Origin of the sequence: Mesorhizobium sp. M0166 (assembly GCF_040322255.1) — a bacterium.
Taxonomy (GTDB): Bacteria; Pseudomonadota; Alphaproteobacteria; order Rhizobiales; family Rhizobiaceae; genus Mesorhizobium.
This window is the reverse complement of the sequence record NZ_JAMYTD010000051.1, coordinates 14,719-34,394: the sequence shown is the minus strand read 5'-3', so window position 1 is coordinate 34,394 and position 19,676 is coordinate 14,719. Positions and strand designations below refer to the sequence as shown.

Below are 19,676 nucleotides of genomic sequence, written 5' to 3'. Positions count from 1 at the left end.
GTGCATCCTTTGATTCGGACGACAATGATGAACCATCAAAACCTGGGATCAAACATCTAATGAGCCGATCGGCCCCCAGGCGCGGATAAGCGCAGCATCGCCGAACAGCGACGGCTCGATTGTGAGCAAGTAGAACCTGGCTACATTGCAGGTGCAATCGCGCCGCTGGAGAACGATTTGGACCTTGGGCTCCATCATGCCCGATTGTCACCACGTCCGGCGCCGACATCCAATTCATTGGCTGAATCGTTAGGCGCTGAGCGATTCACGGCGTTGATGATTGCCCTTGGACTTTTACCCTGATCGCGGAACACTCGGTGAGGGCACGGGCTATAAATATCTGAAGCTGTGGTTGCGGGCGACGTGATCCGCAGACCTTCGCCAGGCCGGCCAAGACGACGCTGTATCTCGGCCGACTGGCGCAGGCTCAACGGTCCAGAAGCGATGCGTACGCTTCTAGCGGATCAGCGCTTGGCGCTGTCGCTTTCCGTGTCGGCCCTGGCGAGGAACTGCTCGGTTGTCGAGGGAAGATGGTCTTTCAACCATTCCGCCATCGCGACCTCCTCTCGCAAGTTCTCGTCGCAAGCCCGCGCGACCTCAGTTTCGCCCATCGATTGAGCTGCGGCAATTAGGATCGTGTAGGAGGCGATTTCCATGTGCTCGAAAGTGTAACTCGCGAGTGATCCCTTCATCACCTCGTCGCCGGCGAAGAAGCCGCTCAACGATTGCGCCATTGCAGTTAACTTGCCGCCAGCATCCTTCATCGTGGATGAGCCCTCATCCATTCGGTCAAGGCAGATCTTCAACCGAGCAGCCTGCTGCCTCGTTTCATCAAGGTGCAGTCGGATTCGGTCGCTGAGTTCGGGATAATTCTCGATACGGCCTAACTGCCCGTTCAACATCGTTTCGGCCTGCTCTTCCATGGCGTGAGCATCTCTAAGCCATTGGACAAGCCATTCTCGCGCCTCTGACATTTCAAATCTCCTTAGTGGATGGTGGAGAACTGCCGAACGGTGACATTGTTCCAACATCGTGCGGTCATTAGAGAGTCCCATTCAGTCAGGTGCCGCGCGCGGAGTAACATCCCTGCGCGTTTGACAGCAGCTTGAAAGCAATGCGGACCAGCTCAGGTGGCGACAGCCGCTGAGGCAGCTATGCAGGTGTAGACGCCATTTGGGTCCTTGCCTTGGCAATTTGACGAGTTCCCCGCCGGCACCCTGAACTGAGTTGATCGTAGCGGAGCCCCCGCTCGAGGCGATGTTCAATCACGAATTGCGCCTGTATCCTGCCAGGCATCGCCGGGGGTGCCGATGGCTGCCGCCTCCGCAGTCTGGCACTGGTGGCGCTGTGTTTCAGGCTTTCTTCGGCGACCTTAATCTGCGCGTCGTAGTGCTACGTCCGCTGTCACCTCCGCTTCGTTTCCAGATCCGCCACTCGGCGCGTCTTAGCGCGTTTCGGTTTGGGCAGGCCGGCGTTGCAATTCACGGTGCGGGTTTGCGGGCACCTTGGTCGCGCTCGCTGCCACAGTCGGCATCATTGGGGCCGAACTCGAATGAGCTGCGAGCGATGCGGAGGTTCCCATGATCAGGCGACAAAACTGCATGGCCGGCCCGTGGGCAATTTAGCACTGGGTCCGCTGTATTACGTGGCGCGCGCTAACCCATTCACTCTATTTTTTGGCGGCCCCGAAGTGGCGTCGGCGAGCGCCTAGCTTACCAATTTTGCTTTGATGTCGCGCGCCATCCGCAGATGCTCGAGCACCGTCGGCAAAGTATCCGAGGCGAAATGCTGGAGGTCGGCATCCTGGCCTGACCCGATCTCCCATTCGAGCAGTTGCACAGTCTTCTGGTGATCGGTGATCTGGCTAATGATATAGGCGAGGTCGAACGCAGCCCCTTCGAGCTTTTCGAGCTTCGCGCGCAGCTGCTTGTGCTCGTCGTCGAGCCCTTGCGGCAGTGGGATCTTGTCGGCTTCGGCGAGCGATTTCAGTTTCTCGTTTGCCGCTGAGTGGTCGTCGACCATGCGGCTGGCAAATTCCTTGATGGCGGAATGGCCGGATTTTTTCGCAAGATTACCGAAATCGACTTCTGCCGTGCCGCCGGCCGCGGCGAGCTGCGCGAACAGCCGGTCCTGATAGTTCGTCTGATGCGGCATGGGCTGACCCGGCGAGTCCATCAATGTGTCCGGGGCGTTGCCGGCCGGATTTCCGATCTGCGCAAAGAGCGGGGATACCAAGAGAGGCGATGCGCAGAGTGCCGTCAGGCCCAAGGTCGTTGCAAGAACACGCATGAAAACCTCCACTAAAGATGTGCCGACCGGTCGACCTGCCGCGTGTCAAAGCGTGAGCATATAGGCGACGAGATCATCCTTCTCGTCTTGGGTTAGCTTCGTGCCGAGCACCAGGTTGAAGAACTCCACCGTATCGGCCAGCGTCATCAGGCGGCCGTCATGCAGATAGGGTGGCGTGTCCTTGATGCCGCGCAGCGTAAACGTCTTGATCGGCCCGTCGGGCAGTTCCACCATGTCGTTGACGGTCCGCCCGGGTTTGTAGAAGCGCTCCAGTTTCAAATCGTGCATGTTGTTGTCCATGAACGATGTTTGCGGGTCATGACATGCCGAGCAGCGGCCCTTGCCCATGAACAACCGCTCGCCCGCCAGTTCCTTTTCGCTGGCCATGGCGGGATCGAGCTTTCCGAACGCATCGAGCTTCGGCGCCGGCGGAAAGTCGATGATGTTCTGCATCTGCGCCATCATCGCCACCTGATTGGTGCGGTCTGGCAGGTTGACGCCCTTCCTGGTGGCGCTGACATGGTCGCCATTGAAATAGGCGGTGCGCTGCTCGAATTCGGTGAAATCCTCGACCGAACGCAACGACCGTTTCGATCCATGAATTTGCTGGTTGAACAGGCCGCGCAGGCTGGTCGAATCGAGGCGGAAGCGCGCTGCCTGCGGCCTGATATCGGGCGTTAGATGAAAGGCGGCATTGGTGTTGAAATTGGCGTGGCAGTCGAGGCAGGCCACTCCCATGCTTTGCCCAGCCACCTTGCGGTCCTCGGTTTGGTTGAATTCCTCCTGCGGGAATGGCGTCAATAGAAGCCGCAGACCCTCCATCTGCACCGGCGTGATGATGCCGTTCATGATTTCGTAGTAGTTGCGGATGGTCAGCAGCTCGCCGCGTGACACGTCGCCGAGCTCCGGATGAGTGGTCAGGAATATCGGTGATGGAAATTCCGGGGTGAGGTAATCGGGAAGATCGAAGTCGACGTCGAAGCGCCTCAGGTCGCGTCCTTCCTGCCGGCCGACCTCGCGGATCTCCTCTTCCGGAAAGACCTGGCCTCCGGCCGCCTGTTTGACATGCGGCAGCGGCAGGAAGCCGTCAGGCAGCAGATCGCGGTCGCGGATCTCGCCAGGGCTCATCTCCGCCAGGCCCTGCCAGGTTTGGTCCTTTGCCAGCTTCACGCGGACGCCCTCCTGGACAGGCTTGGTGCCGCCGGACATTTTCACGCCCGGCATGGGACGGTCAGAAAGGTCGTATCGCGCCTCCAGCAAGGCCTTCTGGCGCGCCATCACGCGTGGCTTCTGTGCCTCGTCGTCGGCCTTGACTGCCGAGAACGGACGGGCCGGCAGCGGCCGGTAAGTGAGATCGGGCGGCAGCGGATCCGATAAGGCGCTGAGGCTGGCGGCAACAACGACAAGCGCGCACGGAACGCCCGCATTCAACACTCTGCGCATTTTTCCCTCCTGGCTGGATTTACGCCGAACCGCACCGCGCGCGATTTGTTCCCCGCGGGAAAAAGCGCAAGTTTCGGGTCGGGTATCTTGGGACGGGTGCGATAATTCGTGACTTAGGACCTCTACCCGCCAATTGAGATTTGGTCGAAACTCCCCAAGAATCTCGCCAGTTTCTCCCGGTGGGGCCAGCAGCTTGGAGCGGGGATCTTGGAGGGCCGCTAGGCGTGACTAGCGAGCCTTAGGTGCTCGCCTTCGAGCGAACTCGTGCGCTCAAGCAAATGGGAACGAGCCATGCGAACGAAGTGCGTGGCGTACTAGCCGCCGTATCGAAGCCGCCCCGCAATCGGTCAATGCATCTGGCACGGCACCTGCACTTTTATGTCTGAGCTTGGGCGGCGCGCTTACCTGTGTATTCACCTCTGTCCTCAGCTTTTGCGCCGCTTGGACACTTCTTCTCCCGACATTGGCTTCCCTGGTAGGGTATTTTCGCCGGTGCCAGACTTGGCTGCAAACTATAAAGAAGGCCTGCAGCGACAAGCACCAAAAGCGTGCCGAGCGCCGCCACCTGCCACAGACCAAGCCCGCACGCCACGCCAATTGCGCCAGACAGCCACATGCCCGCACCCGTCGTCAGCCCGTGGATCTCGCCTCCCGAAAACAAAATCGATCCGGCAGCAAGGAACGCGACGCCAGCGGTGACTGCTTCGACCACCCGAATCGGATCGACTTTCACGGAGTCCTGCAGAAACATCGGCGCGTGAACGATTTCAATCGTCAGAATGCTGAACGTAGCCGCTCCCACGCACACCAAAATATGCGTGCGAAGCCCTGCAGGCCGATTTTCGCCATTCGCGTTCGAAACCGATCGCAGCACCGAAGATCGACGCCAGTAGAAGCCTCGCCGCAATGACTGGAAACGGGACGTATGTCGGATGGCCGAATTCTTGGAGAAGTTGTTGCATGAGTAGCCCAGGTTGCCCGACACAACGTGATCGGGACGGCCCGGTTCCCCACGCGCTGCGGGTGCCGCGGCTGTGCGCTGTTTTGACATTTCGACCTTGGGGTGTCGGAATATTTGCATGCAAACGAGTCTTGCGACGCTATCCTCCCCATCCTCAACGTACCATTCTGGGAGGAATGCATGGCTGCGCATGAGCAACATGCCGTTGAAATCGTGAGGGCCAGAGAGTGGTCGGTTCGCGTGACGGTCAATGGTACGACTACCACGGTCCCTTTCACAGCTGAGAGCTACGCGCGCTCGTTTGCAGACGGTCAGGCGTTTCGGCTGGGCGTTCAGGTCGCGGAGCTCAAAAGGTCGGCTTAGCAGCGGGGTTTGTCCCAACGTCACGGGGGCCCCGACCAGCCCACGTATCTCCGACAGCGCGTGGGTCACATGGTGCCGCCAGGCGCCGGGCGGTCTGAGGAGCGCGAATAGCGACCCCAACCGGCACCTGCATCGTGGCGTACCGTCGAATCGATGAAGAAAGTCGCGGAGCCAGCGCTTTGATTAGTGGCTTCGGCTGCAGCCACAGGCTGCGGGCTAGTTCGTCGCGTCCGGCAGGTCACTCAGGAGTAGGCTGGCACGAGCCTCGTTTCGCGCAATGGCAACGCCATAGTGAAACGCAGGCCGCCGGGATTGTAATGCAGTTCGATCGTTGCATTGCATTGCACTGTAACCACTCTTTCCAGCAATGTCGTTCCAAAGCCTCGTCGACTCGGCGGCTGCACAATGGGGCCGTCCCGCTCCTGCCAATTGAGATGCAGGACCTGCTCACCTGCGGAATCGGGTATCCACCACCGCACTTCAAGGCGGCCTTGCGGGCACGACAGGGCGCCGAATTTTGCCGAGTTGGAGGCAAGTTCATGAAACGCCATGCCGATAGGTATCGCAATGTCGGCGACGAGGGCCACATTCGGACCATGCAGTGATATTCGCGGCTCGCTATGGATCTCGTAGTGGCTCAGTTCCGCCTCAAGCAACTTCTGTAAAGAGGCCGTTTGCCAATAGTCGTCTGTAAGCATTGAGTGCGTGTCGGCAAGGGACACGATTCTTGCGGAGAAATCGCGCACGAAGCTGTCGACGCTATCGCTGGATCGGGCCGTCGCTCCCATCATTGCTCGCACATTGGCCAGGGTGTTTTTCACCCGGTGATGAAGCTCGCGGATCAAGAGCTTTTGACGGTCTGCGACCTCCTGTTTCTGTTCGAGGTGGGACTTGACCTCCAGCTGGCGTGCACGCGCACGCAACGCCGACCGCACCGAATTGGCCAGGCTTGAGGCCAGGAAGGGCCTTTCGAGAACGATGAGATACCGATCCAGAAACGCAAGACGCTTGTCGAATTCCGTTCCCCGCATGACCAGAAGAACCACTGGAAAGTCGGACCACGCAGGTTGGTTCCGCAGCCAGGCGGCGAATTGGCTCCGGTCGGAATTGATGAGCGCTTCTTCGGCCACGACGAGGCAGTGTGCGCTATCGAGAAGCCGCAAAACCTCGTCCAGATTGGCACAGACGCGTGTGCCAATCCCGTTGTTTGTCAGAATCGAGGCGGCTATCTGAGCGTCTCGACCAACCGGGGCCAGCACAAGTACGACGGGTTCTTTCGGCGTCATGGCTTCGTGTCAGCGAGCAGATCGCTTTGTTTGCCCTCAAAAAAGGGCACGCCTGTAAGTATTCCCCTGAATTGCTCGAGCGGCTCGCCGACAGCTATGCCTTGGCTGCTGACCATGAATTCACGAATAGTGTCCTCATGAGGACCAACTCGCCTCTTCACCACCGAAATCGCTCGTCGGATGCGACCGCCACTTTCGAAAAACCTCAGCAACATCACTGCATCAGACAGATAAGTCATGTCGATTGGCGCCGCCGTCTGGCCGATCAGCCCGTGATTGGCGAGCAGCAGGATCGTGACGACGCCCTTCTGGTTGAGGTAGGTGAGAATTTCATGCATCTGCAGCACAAGGTGCTGCTCTTCGGACATCGAATTCAGATATCCCGTGAGGCTGTCGATCACTACGATCCGGGCATCAAACCGCTCGACTGCGATCTGGATCTTTGAGGACAATTCGCCGGGTGAAAGGTCCGCCGGGTCGATCTGTTCGAGCAGGAGCATTCCGTCTTGCAGGAAGGGCTTGAGATCCATACCGACACCGGCTGCACGTCCCAGGAAAATGCGATCAGTTTCATCGAACAGCAGAACCAGGACGCGCTCACCGCGCCCCAGCCCTGCATGACAGTAGGAGCAGGCTATGGTGGACTTCCCCACACCCGAAGGGCCGATCAAGAGCGTGCTTGTACCCCGATCGAGGCCGCCGCCGAGCAGAGTGTCCACGGCATTTCCGCTTAAGGCCGGCGAGCCGTGCTCGGCTTCAGGGTGCTCGGCGGCGACCAGTCGCGGAAATACCGTTACCCCGCCCGGCCGGATGACGAAGTCGTGGTAACCGCCACGTATTTGCACCCCACGCATCTTTATCACCCGCAGGCGCCGCCGCTCGCCACCATAGATCGGAGTCAATTGCTCCATGCGGATGACGCCATGGCTGATCGAATGCAGGTTGAGGTCATCCTGCTCGGCCGTGAGGTCGTCGAGTAACAACACCGTCGCATGATTGAGCAGAAAGAAGCTTTTCAGCGCCAGGACCTGCCTGCGGTAGCGAAGTGAGCCCTGCGAGAGCAGCCGTATTTCGGAAAGAGAATCGAATACGACGCGCTGTGGCTTAATACGATCGATCTCAGCCAAGGCCGCCTGCACGGTCTCCCCGAGTTCCAGGTCAGAAGAATGCACGAGCGTCTGCAACTGGGAGGGATCAAGGCTGAGTTCTGGAGGAACGAGTTCCAGAATTTCTATCTCGTCCAGAGTCCAGCCATGCCTGCTTGCCACGGATATGAGTTCGCGCTTGCTTTCGGATAGCGTAATATAGAGGCATTTTTCGCCTTGCGAGGCCCCCTTGATAAGGAACTGAAGCCCGAGCGTGGTCTTGCCTGAACCAGGCCTTCCCTCAACGAGATGTGACCGACATTTGGCATAACCCCCGCGCAAGACATAGTCGAGGCCTTCTACCCCGGTCGCTAATGGTGAGGCGTCATCTTCGTTCACGTTGCCCCTCATGTACCTTGCTGAACAGCGTAACGATTGTCAGTTTTGATGGTTCCAGAAGGCCGCAAGGCGCTGGATAAGAGGACAAGAGCCTCCTCTACAAACTGCTCACGACGCCGTTCGGTGAGGCTGATCGCTGCTAGGGCCCCCGCGCCCAGTAGCTGCAAAGGGGCCCGTTTTGCTCGGAAGGAGGCGATAGTTAAATTCGTACAGCAACGATGATACACCGGGGGCGTTCGCACGCCATGCATTCTGAGTTTCTAAAGCTGCAGCAGGTATTGGGACGCGGCGGTTTGGTTGCAAGCCGGTCGGGGTCCGGCAGACGTGGTGCTCCAGCTTCGGAAGGTTTGGATTGGAAATGGGGGAATGTGATCGAGAATTGTTGTCTCGAGCGGCCGCTGTCGCCGGACAGCACTGAGCATCCATGTGCAAACTTGCGATAGCAACCAAAGTAGGTCCACAAGTCTTGTCTTCCGTTTTGTCATCAGACGTGCTCATCCGCAAAATTCGATCAATCGCTGATATCAGCGACGATGATGCCGCGATCCTGCGGGGCATGCCGACTCAGGAAAAGGACGTCGCAGCCAATCAGGATATCGTCTCGGAAGGCGATATCCCTGCAAACTCGTTTGTGGTTTTGGACGGCCTGGTCTGTTCGTCCAAGTATACTGGTCAGGGAAGACGGCAGATCACCAGCTTCTTTGTCGCAGGCGATATTCCGGATCTGCATGGCTTGCACCTTTCCGTGATGGACTGCAGCTTCTCGAGCCTGACGCCAAGCAGATTAGGCTTCATCCGTCATAGCGTCCTTCGCCCAATTTGCGAACAGCATCCGCGTATCGCGACGGCGTTCTGGCGATCGACCCTCATCGACGCCTCCATCTACCGGGAATGGGTCACCAATGTCGGGCGACGCGAGGCCTATGCCCGCACAGCCCACATCCTATGCGAGCTTATCGTGCGTTTGCGGTCTGTCGGACGCATCGAGGACCACGTAGCGGATCTCCCGATCACGCAGGCCGCTCTTGGCGATGCTCTCGGCTTGTCGACAGTTCACGTGAACCGCACCCTCCAGGAACTGCGCGGCGACGGTCTGATTGCTACCTCAGGTACAAGGCTACGTGCTCTTGACTGGCCCCGCCTGGTCCGAGCAGGAGACTTCGATCCGACGTACCTGCACCAACGCGACCTTGCTTAGCTTTTGATGAGGATGTCGATCGCATGCGACGATATTTTTTTGACAGCGGCGATGCTGAGCATCTTGTTGAAGACGACATGGGCCTGGAATGCGAAGGGATCGCGGCAGCCCGCCAGGCAGCTGTCGAGGGTCTGGTAGATTTGGCACGGGAAACACTGGGAGGCTCGGAGCAGCAACAGCTATTGGTGGATATTCGTGACGAGAGCGGGCGAAAGATCCTGAGGCTCAGCTTGATTCTCAAAATTGAAAAGCTTGAACTCAGCGCTTCGGGATGAGTTTGGAATAGCCATTTTGCTGCTCCCAGCATGGCAATTGAGGCGGGCGATTAGCTCGTTCGGTGCGTCGTTCCTGCCGCCGGTCCCACTACAGGCGCCTCATGTCGGCGCCAAATGGGTACGACTGCTACAATGTGTCCGGCCTGCAAGACAGACAAACTCCGGCTTAACGAATGTGAATGCTTGAGCCCATGCCCCGGGGCAAGGTGGCGGGAGGTGCCCGTAGGTGCCCGCTGGATCAGGCCCAGTCGCAATCTCTCCGCGAAGCCTGTTTCTTGAGTTGTTCAACAGAGCCCAACCAACACTCTGAGGGAGGCCGATTTTGTCACACAGGGGCGATACCTTGGCTCAGCAGGCCACTGGTGAACTTTCCATCGTCGAGTTCATTCCCGCATTGCGCGCTTTCGCCCGCGCTTTTTGCCAGGTCCGGGAAGATGCCGACGATCTGGTGCAGGAAACGTTAGCGAAAGGGCTGGCCAACATCGACAAGTTCGAGCCCGGAACGCGAATGAAGTCATGGCTCTTCACGATTATGCGCAACACCTACTACACGCGCGTCAGGGCTGCCACGAGGGAAGCACCAAGTATCGTTGACTGCGCCTCGCTTGCACCCGTTTCGCAGCCTGCACAGGAATGGTCGATGCAAAGCAAGGAGGTCCACCGGGCCACTCAAAGCTTGCCAAAATCTCAGAGCGAAGTGCTGATGCTGGCGGGGGTGCTTGGTGTCAGCTACGAAGAGACTGCCGTGATATGCGGTTGCGCCGTTGGAACGGTCAAAAGCGGGCTCAGTCGCGCACGGGCAGGCGTGCTCGAGTTTCTGGGCGAAAAATCAGCACAGGAGCTGACAGAAAGACGCGATTACCTGCGCGATGGGCGATTGGCTACAACAATGGCCAGCAACACCTTACCCGCGAGCGCTGGCCATGCGCCGTTGCGGTGACGGCTACTCATTGCAACTAGTGTTGCCAGCTACGCCCTCCCACGGGAGCGCTGGCGCGTTGCCGGCCGTTCTGTCCCGGGATGGGAAGGTGAGATGTGGATAGAAAGACCTCGAATGCCGGAGAAGCTGAACAGCTCGAGCAATTTGAGCGCGCTTCTGCGAAACAGCGCGAACTCGCAACCGGAGGAGAGGGCGACACACCGCCAGCTGCCGCAGTCGCTGCGGCGTTGATTAGTGTCTTGGAGACCGATCGAAACGGGGACATTTTCCATGTCGCGAGTTGCGAACGCGATGGAGCTGACATCACGCAGGCATTGCGCCACTTTCTCCCAGGAGCTGACATCCTGTATATGCCGCCCTGGGATTGCCTGCCCTTTGACAGGGTGTGGCCCACTCGCGCCACAATGGGGCGGCGGATAAGCGTCCTGCAAGCTGTTGCTGCCCCTCCAAAAGGTCCCCGCATCACGGTTACTTCGGTCGAATCTGCCCTGCAGCGGGTACCTCCCCCCTCGCTAATCGACCAGGGTTTCGCCACCCTGCAGATCGGACAGAAGATGGACCTGGGGGCACTTCGGGTGTTGGCTGAGAGAACAGGCTATGTTGTCGACGATCGAGTCGATGAACCTGGCGAGATAGCCGTCCGGGGCGATCTTGTCGATATTTTCCCTGCCGATCGTGACCATCCAGTACGTGTTGTGCTGGGTCCTGACGGCGCCATCTCTGAACTCAAGATATATGACCCAATCACGCAACGAAGCGAGCGATCTCTTCACAGCGTTGTGGTTGGCCCGGCATCGGAGCTCATGTTGCAAGCGGGCAACGAGTTCGACCGCGCAGCCATGCGCACGATCCCCCTGGAGGAACGCCTGATCTCGCTGTATTCCGACCTGCCAGCGCTTTTCGACGTCGCAGCGACAGCCTCCGTCTGCTTCCTGGATGGACTGGAAGAAATCGGGCTTGCTCGCGTATTGGACCTCATTGAGGATGCGTGGCGCGGCAGACAGCAAGTATCAGCGACGGCGGGGTTGGCCGCGAAACGATTTTATTTGTCGCGCGAAGAGTGGGATAACGCGCTGCGGGATCGCCAGTGCTTGAGACTTACTCTCCCGGTCGGTCGAATTCCCAAATTCTACCACCTGCCGCGAGCTGGGCGCGAATTCGCCGCGTTCGCCGAGGCGCGCGCAAGTTCGGGGTTTAGTGTGGTGGTGACAGGCGAAGCTTCGGAACTGCGCCGAGCAGACCGGCTGATCGAGCGTCAGCTCGGTCGCCAGATGGAGCCAGTCGCTGGGTGGCCGCAAATCCTCTCGGTCAAAAGAGGCTCTCTTCTCAAGGCGGAGTTCGATCTTACGGAGGGCTTTGTCGACCCGCTGTCCCGAATTGCGGTTGTTGCGGCAGCGGACATATTCGGTCCGTCATGGACTGCAAACACAGGGTCCGGCAGCGGTATAGTCGAACCCGACCTGCAGCTCGGTGATCTGGTTGTCCACGAAGACCATGGCATAGGCGTGCTTGCCGCGATCGAACAAATTGAAGCGGCTGGCCTGCAACAGGATGTCGTAAAGCTTGAATATCATGGTGGCGCTTTCTTGCTGGTACCAGTGGAGGAGTTTGGCCGTATATGGCGCTACGGGTCCGAGCCAGAAGCGATAGCCTTGGACCGACTGGACAGTGAAGGCTGGAAGGAGCGGCGCCAGTCTGTAGTCCGCGAGGTTGACAAGGTAGCCAACCGGTTGGTCGCCATTGCGAAGGCCAGGTCCTGCCAGTCCGCCGAAATGATCAAGCCGCCGCGTGCTGATCTTGCTCGTTTCGCGGCACGATTCCCCTATGCCGAGACCCCCGACCAAGCCGCGGCAATCCGAGCCGTGATGGATGACCTGTCGTCGGGAAAAACGATGAACCGGCTGGTCTGCGGCGACGTCGGCTTTGGAAAGACGGAGGTGGCGCTTCGGGCGTGTGCTGCGGCCGCATTCTGCGGCAAGCAGGTTGCTATCGTTGCACCCACCACAGTGCTCGCGCGTCAGCACTACGAGACGTTCTGTCGGCGTTTCGCAGGGTTCGACATCCAAGCTGGTCACCTGTCCAGGGTGGTCGGATCGACAGAGGCAAGGAAAGTCAAGGATGGTCTGAGAAGCGGTAACATCGCAGTCGTCGTCGGGACCCACGCTGTTGCGGCCAAGGGGGTGGCCTTTGCCAATCTGGGGCTGCTCGTAATTGACGAAGAGCATCGGTTCGGGGCCAAGCTGAAGCAATCACTGCGAGGGTTGGCGCCATGCCTCCACACGTTGACCATGAGCGCTACTCCGATACCCCGCACGCTTCAATTGGCGTTGGCGGGCGTGCAGGAAGTCAGCGTTCTGAATACACCGCCTGCCAAGCGGCGTCCGGTTCGCACCATCTTGGCTCCTTTCGATGCCGGTTCGGCCAAGGCTGCTCTGTTACGTGAATACCGTCGCGGGGGACAAAGCTTCTTTGTCGTTCCACGGATAGATGACATCGGGACTGTTTTCAGACAACTGGGCAGGCTGGTTCCGCAGCTCTTGGTGAAGATCGCGCATGGCCAAATGAAAGCGGGTGAGTTGGACGAGATCGTGGTTCGCTTCGCCGCTGGTGAAGGTGACATTTTGCTGGCCACCGACATCATCGAAAGCGGACTTGATATACCGCAGGCGAACACCATTCTGGTTTGGCGGGCGGACCGTTTCGGACTTGCACAGCTCCACCAGCTTCGAGGGCGTGGGCAGAGGCAGACTGCAAGGCTTTGCGTTTCTGCTGACCGAGCCCGGTAAGGAATTAGCTGAAGCCACGAGGAGCCGGCTTTCGGCTCTTGTGGCGCTCGACCGGCTTGGCTCTGGCCTGACTATCAGCCAAAGGGACCTCGACCAGCGCGGCGCAGGCGACCTTTTCGGCGAGGAACAGGCCGGCCACATAAAGCGGATCGGCGTTGGACTCTACCAAAGATTGCTCGAGCGTGCCTCATCGATTGCTCGTGGCGGCCCCCCGTCTGACACGCAACTTCCTGACATCAATTTGCAGGCCGGAGGGTCATTCCCAGGAAGCTATGTGCGGGAGCCAGCGATACGCCTCAGCCTGTATTCGCGGTTGTTCCGTATGAGCACGCATTCGGATCTGAATGCATTTGCCGACGAATTGGAGGATCGCTTCGGAGGCATCCCGAGCGAAGTGGCGACGCTGCTGGAGGTAACCCGACTGCGAATAGACGCAGCGGAGTTGGGTTTGAGCCAGGTCGACATAGGACCCGAAGCGATTGCGATCACCTTCCGCACAAAGCCCTCCGCCTCAATTCGGCAGAACATTTTAGGGCAGGACGGGTTCGAATTTCGACAAGGCCGCTTGATCTGCAGGTCAACCAAGCCAGGCGTCGCAAAACTCGAGGTTCTACGAAGCGTGATCGGTTCCATTCGTTCCGCGCACGCACCAGGTTAACTAGTGGCGAGACCGATTGTGGGTCAAGCACGACCCGCAATGGCCCTAGTAGCGGTCCAAGAAGGCCACAATCAGTCTTGCCGGATATGATCAAAGTCCACGGCGAGACCATGCCTGACCGCACGGTCGGCGACCATGTTCGCAAGCTCCCGGTCTGAGATCGAAGCCATCCCAACGACCTGCCTTAGCGCTCTCAAGGCGAGCCCTGTCGACATGACTCCATCACGCCGGCTGCGTATGCCGACATAGTGTTCCACGAGATCTTCAAGCTGTCGCACCTCGGGCCTCCACACCTGCTCTTCCAGGCCACTATGCTGAGGTTTGTGGCGTATGCATTCACATTCGTTAAAGGGACTAAGACAAACGCGCCTGGCAGCCCACCGAATGCCGGGGCATGCTAGTTGCTGGCGTGTCATATGTCACAGCGTCGCGGGCTGAATGATCGTTCGCTCAGCTGTTCGCGCAGATCGGCGCCCTTGCCGACTTTCACTCCACTTACCCGAACTTGCGCCACCGGCCACTCTCTTCCTGACGGCCGTCCCTTCGATGCGGCGTATTCTTTGTGATTGTCTCTCAGCCCGTTCTTCGTCTCTCCAAGAGGCAGGATGGCACGTTCCCACGCACCCGGACGAAGTCTATACGGGGCATGCAATTTGTATGAAGTGGTCGGAACAGGAAAGATGGTTGACCGTTCCAGCTGAATGGAAAATCGTCATGGGTCAAAGCCCGACACGATTTTGGTAGTTAGTGCTGACGTGACCACTCGTTCGGCCACGGCGGACTACCTTCGACATTGTGGCTACCGAGTTATCGAGGCAAAAGATGCCCTTGCTGCCCAAGAGGTGGGGCATTCCGGCTTCTACGTAGATACCATTTTATCGGACGTGGATCTGCCAGGCGGGACGAATGGGTTTCAGCTTGCCGCGTGGGTCCGGGAGAATAGAGGAGGCATCAAGGTGGTGCTGTCATCGGCCGTGGAGCGAACTGCCAAATCAGCCGGTGATCTCTGCCGGGATGGCCCTCGTATCGCCAAGCCGTATGACTTGGCACTTCTCCTAGCCCGCATCAGGAGATTGAACGGCTGGTCTTTTAGAGATCTCGACCAAAGTTCCTAAGCTTGTCAGCTTTCGAAACCATGACAGCAACCCCTTCAGGCAGTCGATCCTCATACCGGAACTTCCGCAATGGAGCGCAGCCGAGATGCTCGACCGGTCGCTGCTGACGTGGCCGACTGAAGTCAGCGGTCAACCTCGCTCAACCTGTTGGCTGCCACAGAGCCGTGGCGAAGGAACAACAAGAGACTGGGCCAGTTAGACCATGCATGCGTCGATACAAATGAAACAGGAGATGACAATGGCGACGAAGAAAGGCTCTCAGGGCGGCTCCAAGGGTTTGGAAGACCTTTTCCATGATGGGTTGAAAGACATTTACTACGCCGAACGCAAGATTTTGACGGCGCTCCGGAAAATGGCAAGGGGCGCGGAGTCCGAAGAGCTGAAGGCGGCGTTCGAAAAACATCGTGACGAGACGGAAGGTCAGATCGAGCGCCTGCAACAGGTTTTCGACGCCTTTGGCAAGAGAGCCCAAGGGAAAACGTGCCCGGCGATCGACGGCATCATCGAAGAAGGACAGGAGATTTTGGAGGAATTCGAGGAGGCTCCGGCATTGGATGCGGGTCTCGTGGCTGCAGCCCAGTCCGTCGAACATTATGAAATAGCGCGCTACGGGACTCTTGTCACATGGGCCGGGTTACTTGGTCTGAAAGAGGCCGTCCCGCTACTCGAACAGACGCTCAAGGAAGAAAAAGCAACCGATGAGGCGCTCACCCGACTGGGCGAAACAGGGGTCAACGAACGGGCGATGCAACAGGCTGCATAACTTCGGATCGAATCGACGCCACCGCGGCCCCGACAGACGGATAGGAGCCTGGTTGTATCCAGGCACACATACGCCGCAGCCGCCGCGCCGTCGACGTGGCGGTGGCCGACCGGTTCCGACTACGCGACCGGAACTGACAATGAGCGATCGCCGCATACGATTGCTTGCGCCCACCCTGGGCGACGGGATGGTTGTATGAACGAGAATACCGCTCGTCGGCCCACGGCAGGCTCTTCCGGGTTCGACAGTTTTTTCATGGCTGGTTTCGAGTGTTCCTCCCACAGGCGCGCCGACGGAGCTCGTCTTGATCTGATCCGCGCGACCTCACACGATATCCATGCACAAGGCGACTATCGCCGTTGCGCCGAGCTTGGCCTTCGCACGATCCGCGACGGCTTGCGCTGGCACCTTATCGAGACAGCGCCCGGAGTCTTCGACTGGTCGAGTTGGACGTCGGCGATCGAAGCAGCCCAGGCGGCCGAGGTGCAGATTATCTGGGATATCTTCCACTATGGCTCGCCAGACCACATCGACCAAGGTAGCCCGGGGTTTATCGACGCCTACGTCCGTTTCGCTGCGGAAGCTGTTCGGGTTCATCGCTCCGTTAGTGGCGTGGCTCCCCTGGTGTGCCCGATCAACGAGATTTCGTTTTTCGCATGGGCGGTGGAGGTCGGCTATTTCCCCCCCGTCGGGCCGAACAAGCGTGGATGGTTCAAACGACACCTTGTCAAAGCTGCGGTCGCCGGCGTGAGGGCGATGCGGGAGGCCGAACCCGGATGCAGGTTCATCTGGGCCGAACCGCTGATTCATATTGCTCCTCGTGACCGTACTCGCCCCGAGCGGCGGAGCGCCGAAAATGCTCGTCAAGGGCAATTCGAGGCATATGACATGCTGACAGGGTGCGTAGAGCCGGAGTTGGGCGGCAGCGAGGACGTTGTAGACGTGATCGGCCTCAACTTCTATCCGCACAACCAATGGTACTTGAATGGCCCAACGATACCGATGGGGCACCACGAATACCGTGCACTTTCGGAAATGCTGGTCGAGGTCGCCGATCGATACAACAAGCCGATATTCATCGCCGAGACCGGCGCCGAAGGATCCGGTCGGCCGGCCTGGCTTCACTACGTTTGCGACGAAGTGCGCGACGCGACCAGCCTCGGTGCACCTGTCCAGGGTATATGCCTTTATCCCGTGACAGCCTACCCAGGTTGGGACAATTCGCGCCACGCCGAAGTCGGCTTGTTCTCCACCATCCATGCGGACGGCTCGCGCACTCTTCGCAAGCCACTTGCGGACGAGTTGGAGCGCCAGCGCCAATTGTTCGTGGCCTTTGAAAAACACGCAAGCGCGCCATAGCCTCGCTGATCAGAACAGCGCGCGTTCAGCTGCATCAACAGCACAGCTAAAGCTGTTCGCCGAGAAGGATCCTTGGCCTCTTTGGCCGTGGGTCGCCCGAACGCCGGTCAGCCCGGCGCATCATTCACTCGGCCGCCTCGCGCCGCGTCGGCGTGACGAGCATCCCGTTGCCGGCAAGGCGCGCCTGAATGCGTCCGAACGTAGCCAATGCCTGGCCTACGACCTGATCCATATTGTAGTAGCGATATGTTGCCAGACGTCCGACGAACCAGACCTCCGGGCAGGCCGCGGCCAAGGCTTCATAGCGCTTGTACAACGACTCGTTTTCGGCCCGCGGCACCGGGTAATAAGGATCTCCGATGTCCGTGGGGTATTCGTAGGTGAGGCTGGTCTTCGGGCTCTGTTGACCGGTCAGATGCTTGTACTCGGTGATCCGTGTGTATTTTTCCGTCTGCGGATAGTTGACGACGGCGACCGGCTGAAACTGCTCACAATCAAGCGTCATGTGCTCAAAGCGCAGCGAGCGGTAGGGCAAGCGACCAAGCTTCCAGTCGAAATACTCGTCGATCGGCCCGGTGTAGATCATCCGCTGAAAGGGAATCTTGTCGCGAATTTCGCGATAGTCGGTCTGCAGCATGATCTTGATCTTGGGGTTATCCAGCATGCGCTGGAACATGCGCGTATACCCGCCTGCCGGCATGTTCTGGAAGCTGTCGCCAAAATAGCGATCATCCCGATCGGTCCGGGTCGGGACTCGCGCTGTCACCGATTTGCTCAACTGGGAAGGGTCGACACCCCACTGCTTCCTCGTATAGCCGCGAAAGAACTTCTCGTAGAGCTCTCTGCCTACAGTGCTCACCACGACGTCTTCGGCGGTGCGGATTTCTTCCACCGTTTCCCGCCGGCAAGCGAAGAAGTCCTGCAACTGCTCGGATGTCAACTCAAGGCCGTAGAGACGGTTTATTGTGTCGAGATTGATCGGTATCGGCAGCAGCTTTCCATCGACGAGCGACAGCACCCGATGTTCGTAAGGCCGCCATTCCGTGAATTGCGACAGGTAGTCGACAATCGATTGGGCGTTGGTGTGGAAGATGTGCGGCCCGTAACGGTGAATCAGGATTCCCGCCTCGTCGTAGCAGTCATAGGCGTTGCCGCCGACGTGATTTCGTCGATCTATTATGAGGACACTTTCCTGGCGTTGTGATGCGATGCGCTCGGCCAGCACGCTGCCGGCGAACCCGGCCCCGACGATCAGCCAATCGAACACGCTCACGCCCTCCTCAGGAACGGCACCACGCTCTTCATCGCTTGGGCACGCTGGATGTGGGCAGACATCGCGTTCCAAGTCTTCTCCCAGGACATGTCGGCAAGGTAGGCGTCGGCCTTGGTCACGAGGAAATCGCGGGGGCGCGCCAGAATGGACCGAAGCTTGGCCTCGATATCCTCCGCGTCGACAATCTCGACAAGGCCTTCGGCGCCGTAGGTACGCACGACGTCGACGATCGCCGTTGAAACCACCGGCAGTCCTGCCGCCAGGAACTCGGGAGTCTTGGTCGGGCTGATGTAGCGGGTCGCTTCGTTGAGCGCGAACGGCATCCAGCCGGCACTCCAATGCCGGAGATAGCTCGGCAGGTCTGCATAGGACTTGCCGCCCAGCCAATGCAGGTTACCTGCCGTGGGAAGGCTCGCCGGATCGATTTTGACGACAGGGCCAAGCATGACGAAATGCACGTCCGGCATTGCCGCAGCCGCCTGCGCGATCAGTTCGACGTCGAGCCGTTCGTCGATGACCCCGAAATACCCCACCCTCGGGTGAGGTATGTCGGCCTGGTCGAGCGGGTCGTCACCTGGCTCTCTCGCCCGATGGAAATGGGCAACGTCGATGCTGCTCGGGAAGGGAAAGATCGACCGATGCAGGCTGCGCTTGGCCTCGTAGAGGCTCTGCCCGCCCGTGAAGACGAGATCGGCGCGTTGCAACAGCGCCTTTTCCAACTGTGTCAACTCTGCGGGAGCATCTTTGAACGCGGAGAGTTCATCCATGCAGTCGTAGACGCAGACGTCACAGGCGAGATGATCGCTGAAACGCAGCGCCATGGGCGTATAATACCAGGCCGTCAATCGGTCATGCGGCGTAGAGGCGACGATCTGATCGACGAACCTGCGCTGAACCGCGTCTGCCCTGGCCGCGGAAGTGCCAACTGGGATAAGCGGCGTCAAAATTCTGATCGTAGGTGAAATATCGTTCACCCGCATCGAAGGATGGCGCCTCTCTTCAAAGATCGGCTCTTCGAAGTAAATTAGCTGCTGCTGTTTTGATGCGAGGGTTAGAATGTGTTGTGGTCTTTGATATACGAAGTTCCATCGGAGGTGGGAAAAGCAGAGTAAAATAGACGATTGTACAGGGATTTTTGGTGTTTTGCGCCGGCCCGCCGCCATTTCCATGTAAATTATCCTTGGTTATAGCTGGAAATCGCCTCGATTAACAAATGTTAATCAAGGTAGCTTCGACATCAACGTTCGCAGCCTTGCATATAACTTCCATCCCAGTAAGTTGTTCCACAGCTGCAAACTGTTTAGGCGAGTCCAGCTGTCCTGCTCCACTTGCGATGGCTCGATAAAAGAACGGGCGAGGCGACCCCCGTTCGATTCAGATCATGAGGCCCATCGCGTCAGGTCGGGCTCCCCAAATGTGGCCCTTTGCCACAGAACGGTTGAAATCCTTCAATCGTTCAACAACCGTTCATCGGCGGAGCTAT

At 58.7% G+C, this 19,676-nt stretch carries 16 protein-coding genes and 1 pseudogene; 8 read left to right on the top strand and 9 right to left on the bottom strand.

From position 1 onward, the window contains the following. Positions 1-48: 48 nt before the first annotated feature. The 7 genes and pseudogenes from NKJ46_RS30920 to NKJ46_RS30890 all read right to left on the bottom strand — a co-directional run bounded on the left by NKJ46_RS30920 (position 49) and on the right by NKJ46_RS30890 (position 7,838). Positions 49-195: a WGR domain-containing protein gene (locus tag NKJ46_RS30920; RefSeq protein WP_352670562.1), complete on the bottom strand. Its 147-nt coding sequence runs from the start codon at positions 193-195 to the stop codon at positions 49-51. A gap of 269 nt (positions 196-464) precedes the next feature. Further along, positions 465-974, bottom strand: a complete 510-nt coding sequence (locus NKJ46_RS30915) for a ferritin-like domain-containing protein (RefSeq protein ID WP_352670534.1) — start codon at positions 972-974, stop codon at positions 465-467. A 733-nt stretch (positions 975-1,707) separates the two neighbouring features. Continuing rightward, positions 1,708-2,289: a DUF4142 domain-containing protein gene (locus NKJ46_RS30910; RefSeq protein ID WP_352670532.1), complete on the bottom strand. Its 582-nt coding sequence runs from the start codon at positions 2,287-2,289 to the stop codon at positions 1,708-1,710. 45 nt (positions 2,290-2,334) lie between these two features. Beyond that, positions 2,335-3,732, bottom strand: a complete 1,398-nt coding sequence (locus tag NKJ46_RS30905) for a cytochrome B6 (RefSeq protein WP_352670529.1) — start codon at positions 3,730-3,732, stop codon at positions 2,335-2,337. 376 nt (positions 3,733-4,108) lie between these two features. Further along, positions 4,109-4,694, bottom strand: a pseudogene (locus NKJ46_RS30900) (MgtC/SapB family protein). A gap of 604 nt (positions 4,695-5,298) precedes the next feature. Then, positions 5,299-6,342: a sensor histidine kinase gene (locus NKJ46_RS30895; RefSeq protein ID WP_352670527.1), complete on the bottom strand. Its 1,044-nt coding sequence runs from the start codon at positions 6,340-6,342 to the stop codon at positions 5,299-5,301. Beyond that, positions 6,339-7,838: an ATPase domain-containing protein gene (locus NKJ46_RS30890; RefSeq protein WP_352670526.1), complete on the bottom strand. Its 1,500-nt coding sequence runs from the start codon at positions 7,836-7,838 to the stop codon at positions 6,339-6,341. The genes NKJ46_RS30895 and NKJ46_RS30890 overlap by 4 nt, the downstream gene beginning before the upstream one ends. Positions 7,839-8,250: 412 nt before the next feature. Between NKJ46_RS30890 and NKJ46_RS30885 the strand changes: the two genes are divergently transcribed. The 8 genes from NKJ46_RS30885 to NKJ46_RS30850 all read left to right on the top strand — a co-directional run bounded on the left by NKJ46_RS30885 (position 8,251) and on the right by NKJ46_RS30850 (position 16,920). Continuing rightward, positions 8,251-9,024 carry a Crp/Fnr family transcriptional regulator gene (locus tag NKJ46_RS30885; protein WP_352670524.1) on the top strand — a complete coding sequence of 258 codons (774 nt, stop codon included), beginning with the start codon at positions 8,251-8,253 and terminating at the stop codon, positions 9,022-9,024. Positions 9,025-9,047: 23 nt separating this feature from the next. Then, positions 9,048-9,299, top strand: coding sequence for a DUF6894 family protein (locus NKJ46_RS30880; protein ID WP_352670522.1), 252 nt, complete (start codon positions 9,048-9,050; stop codon positions 9,297-9,299). Between the two features lie 343 nt (positions 9,300-9,642). Next, complete coding sequence (locus NKJ46_RS30875; protein ID WP_352670521.1) at positions 9,643-10,239, top strand: sigma-70 family RNA polymerase sigma factor; 597 nt, start codon at positions 9,643-9,645, stop codon at positions 10,237-10,239. Positions 10,240-10,334: 95 nt separating this feature from the next. Then, complete coding sequence (locus NKJ46_RS30870; RefSeq protein WP_352670519.1) at positions 10,335-13,025, top strand: DEAD/DEAH box helicase; 2,691 nt, start codon at positions 10,335-10,337, stop codon at positions 13,023-13,025. Next, positions 12,946-13,683 (top strand): TRCF domain-containing protein, encoded by a 738-nt coding sequence (locus NKJ46_RS30865; protein ID WP_352670517.1) that lies wholly within the window; start codon positions 12,946-12,948, stop codon positions 13,681-13,683. The genes NKJ46_RS30870 and NKJ46_RS30865 overlap by 80 nt, the downstream gene beginning before the upstream one ends. A 701-nt stretch (positions 13,684-14,384) precedes the next feature. Then, the gene (locus tag NKJ46_RS30860) at positions 14,385-14,798 is read left to right on the top strand and encodes a response regulator transcription factor (protein ID WP_352670514.1); all 414 of its coding nucleotides are present in this window, start codon (positions 14,385-14,387) and stop codon (positions 14,796-14,798) included. A 238-nt stretch (positions 14,799-15,036) separates the two neighbouring features. Continuing rightward, positions 15,037-15,561: a YciE/YciF ferroxidase family protein gene (locus NKJ46_RS30855; protein WP_352670511.1), complete on the top strand. Its 525-nt coding sequence runs from the start codon at positions 15,037-15,039 to the stop codon at positions 15,559-15,561. A 195-nt stretch (positions 15,562-15,756) separates the two neighbouring features. After that, complete coding sequence (locus tag NKJ46_RS30850; protein WP_352670509.1) at positions 15,757-16,920, top strand: beta-glucosidase; 1,164 nt, start codon at positions 15,757-15,759, stop codon at positions 16,918-16,920. Positions 16,921-17,044: 124 nt separating this feature from the next. On the opposite strand, the gene glf is transcribed toward NKJ46_RS30850, so the two are convergent. Both glf and NKJ46_RS30840 read right to left on the bottom strand, forming a co-directional pair. Beyond that, a complete protein-coding gene (gene glf / locus NKJ46_RS30845) occupies positions 17,045-18,187 on the bottom strand; it encodes a UDP-galactopyranose mutase (RefSeq protein WP_352670561.1) in 1,143 nt (380 codons plus the stop codon). A 2-nt stretch (positions 18,188-18,189) separates the two neighbouring features. Next, positions 18,190-19,362 carry a glycosyltransferase gene (locus NKJ46_RS30840; RefSeq protein WP_352670506.1) on the bottom strand — a complete coding sequence of 391 codons (1,173 nt, stop codon included), beginning with the start codon at positions 19,360-19,362 and terminating at the stop codon, positions 18,190-18,192. Positions 19,363-19,676: the final 314 nt, after the last annotated feature.

What these genes read in the sequence shown, in the direction of transcription:
- NKJ46_RS30850 (WP_352670509.1), top strand. Translation starts at nt 15,757, where the DNA reads ATGAACGAGAATACCGCTCGTCGGCCCACGGCAGGCTCTTCCGGGTTC.
- NKJ46_RS30880 (WP_352670522.1), top strand. Translation starts at nt 9,048, where the DNA reads ATGCGACGATATTTTTTTGACAGCGGCGATGCTGAGCATCTTGTTGAA.
- NKJ46_RS30840 (WP_352670506.1), bottom strand. Translation starts at nt 19,362, where the DNA reads ATGGAAATGGCGGCGGGCCGGCGCAAAACACCAAAAATCCCTGTACAA.
- NKJ46_RS30895 (WP_352670527.1), bottom strand. Translation starts at nt 6,342, where the DNA reads ATGACGCCGAAAGAACCCGTCGTACTTGTGCTGGCCCCGGTTGGTCGA.
- NKJ46_RS30920 (WP_352670562.1), bottom strand. Translation starts at nt 195, where the DNA reads ATGGAGCCCAAGGTCCAAATCGTTCTCCAGCGGCGCGATTGCACCTGC.
- NKJ46_RS30885 (WP_352670524.1), top strand. Translation starts at nt 8,251, where the DNA reads ATGTGCAAACTTGCGATAGCAACCAAAGTAGGTCCACAAGTCTTGTCT.
- NKJ46_RS30915 (WP_352670534.1), bottom strand. Translation starts at nt 974, where the DNA reads ATGTCAGAGGCGCGAGAATGGCTTGTCCAATGGCTTAGAGATGCTCAC.
- NKJ46_RS30910 (WP_352670532.1), bottom strand. Translation starts at nt 2,289, where the DNA reads ATGCGTGTTCTTGCAACGACCTTGGGCCTGACGGCACTCTGCGCATCG.
- NKJ46_RS30860 (WP_352670514.1), top strand. Translation starts at nt 14,385, where the DNA reads ATGGAAAATCGTCATGGGTCAAAGCCCGACACGATTTTGGTAGTTAGT.
- NKJ46_RS30855 (WP_352670511.1), top strand. Translation starts at nt 15,037, where the DNA reads ATGGCGACGAAGAAAGGCTCTCAGGGCGGCTCCAAGGGTTTGGAAGAC.
- NKJ46_RS30890 (WP_352670526.1), bottom strand. Translation starts at nt 7,838, where the DNA reads ATGAGGGGCAACGTGAACGAAGATGACGCCTCACCATTAGCGACCGGG.
- NKJ46_RS30905 (WP_352670529.1), bottom strand. Translation starts at nt 3,732, where the DNA reads ATGCGCAGAGTGTTGAATGCGGGCGTTCCGTGCGCGCTTGTCGTTGTT.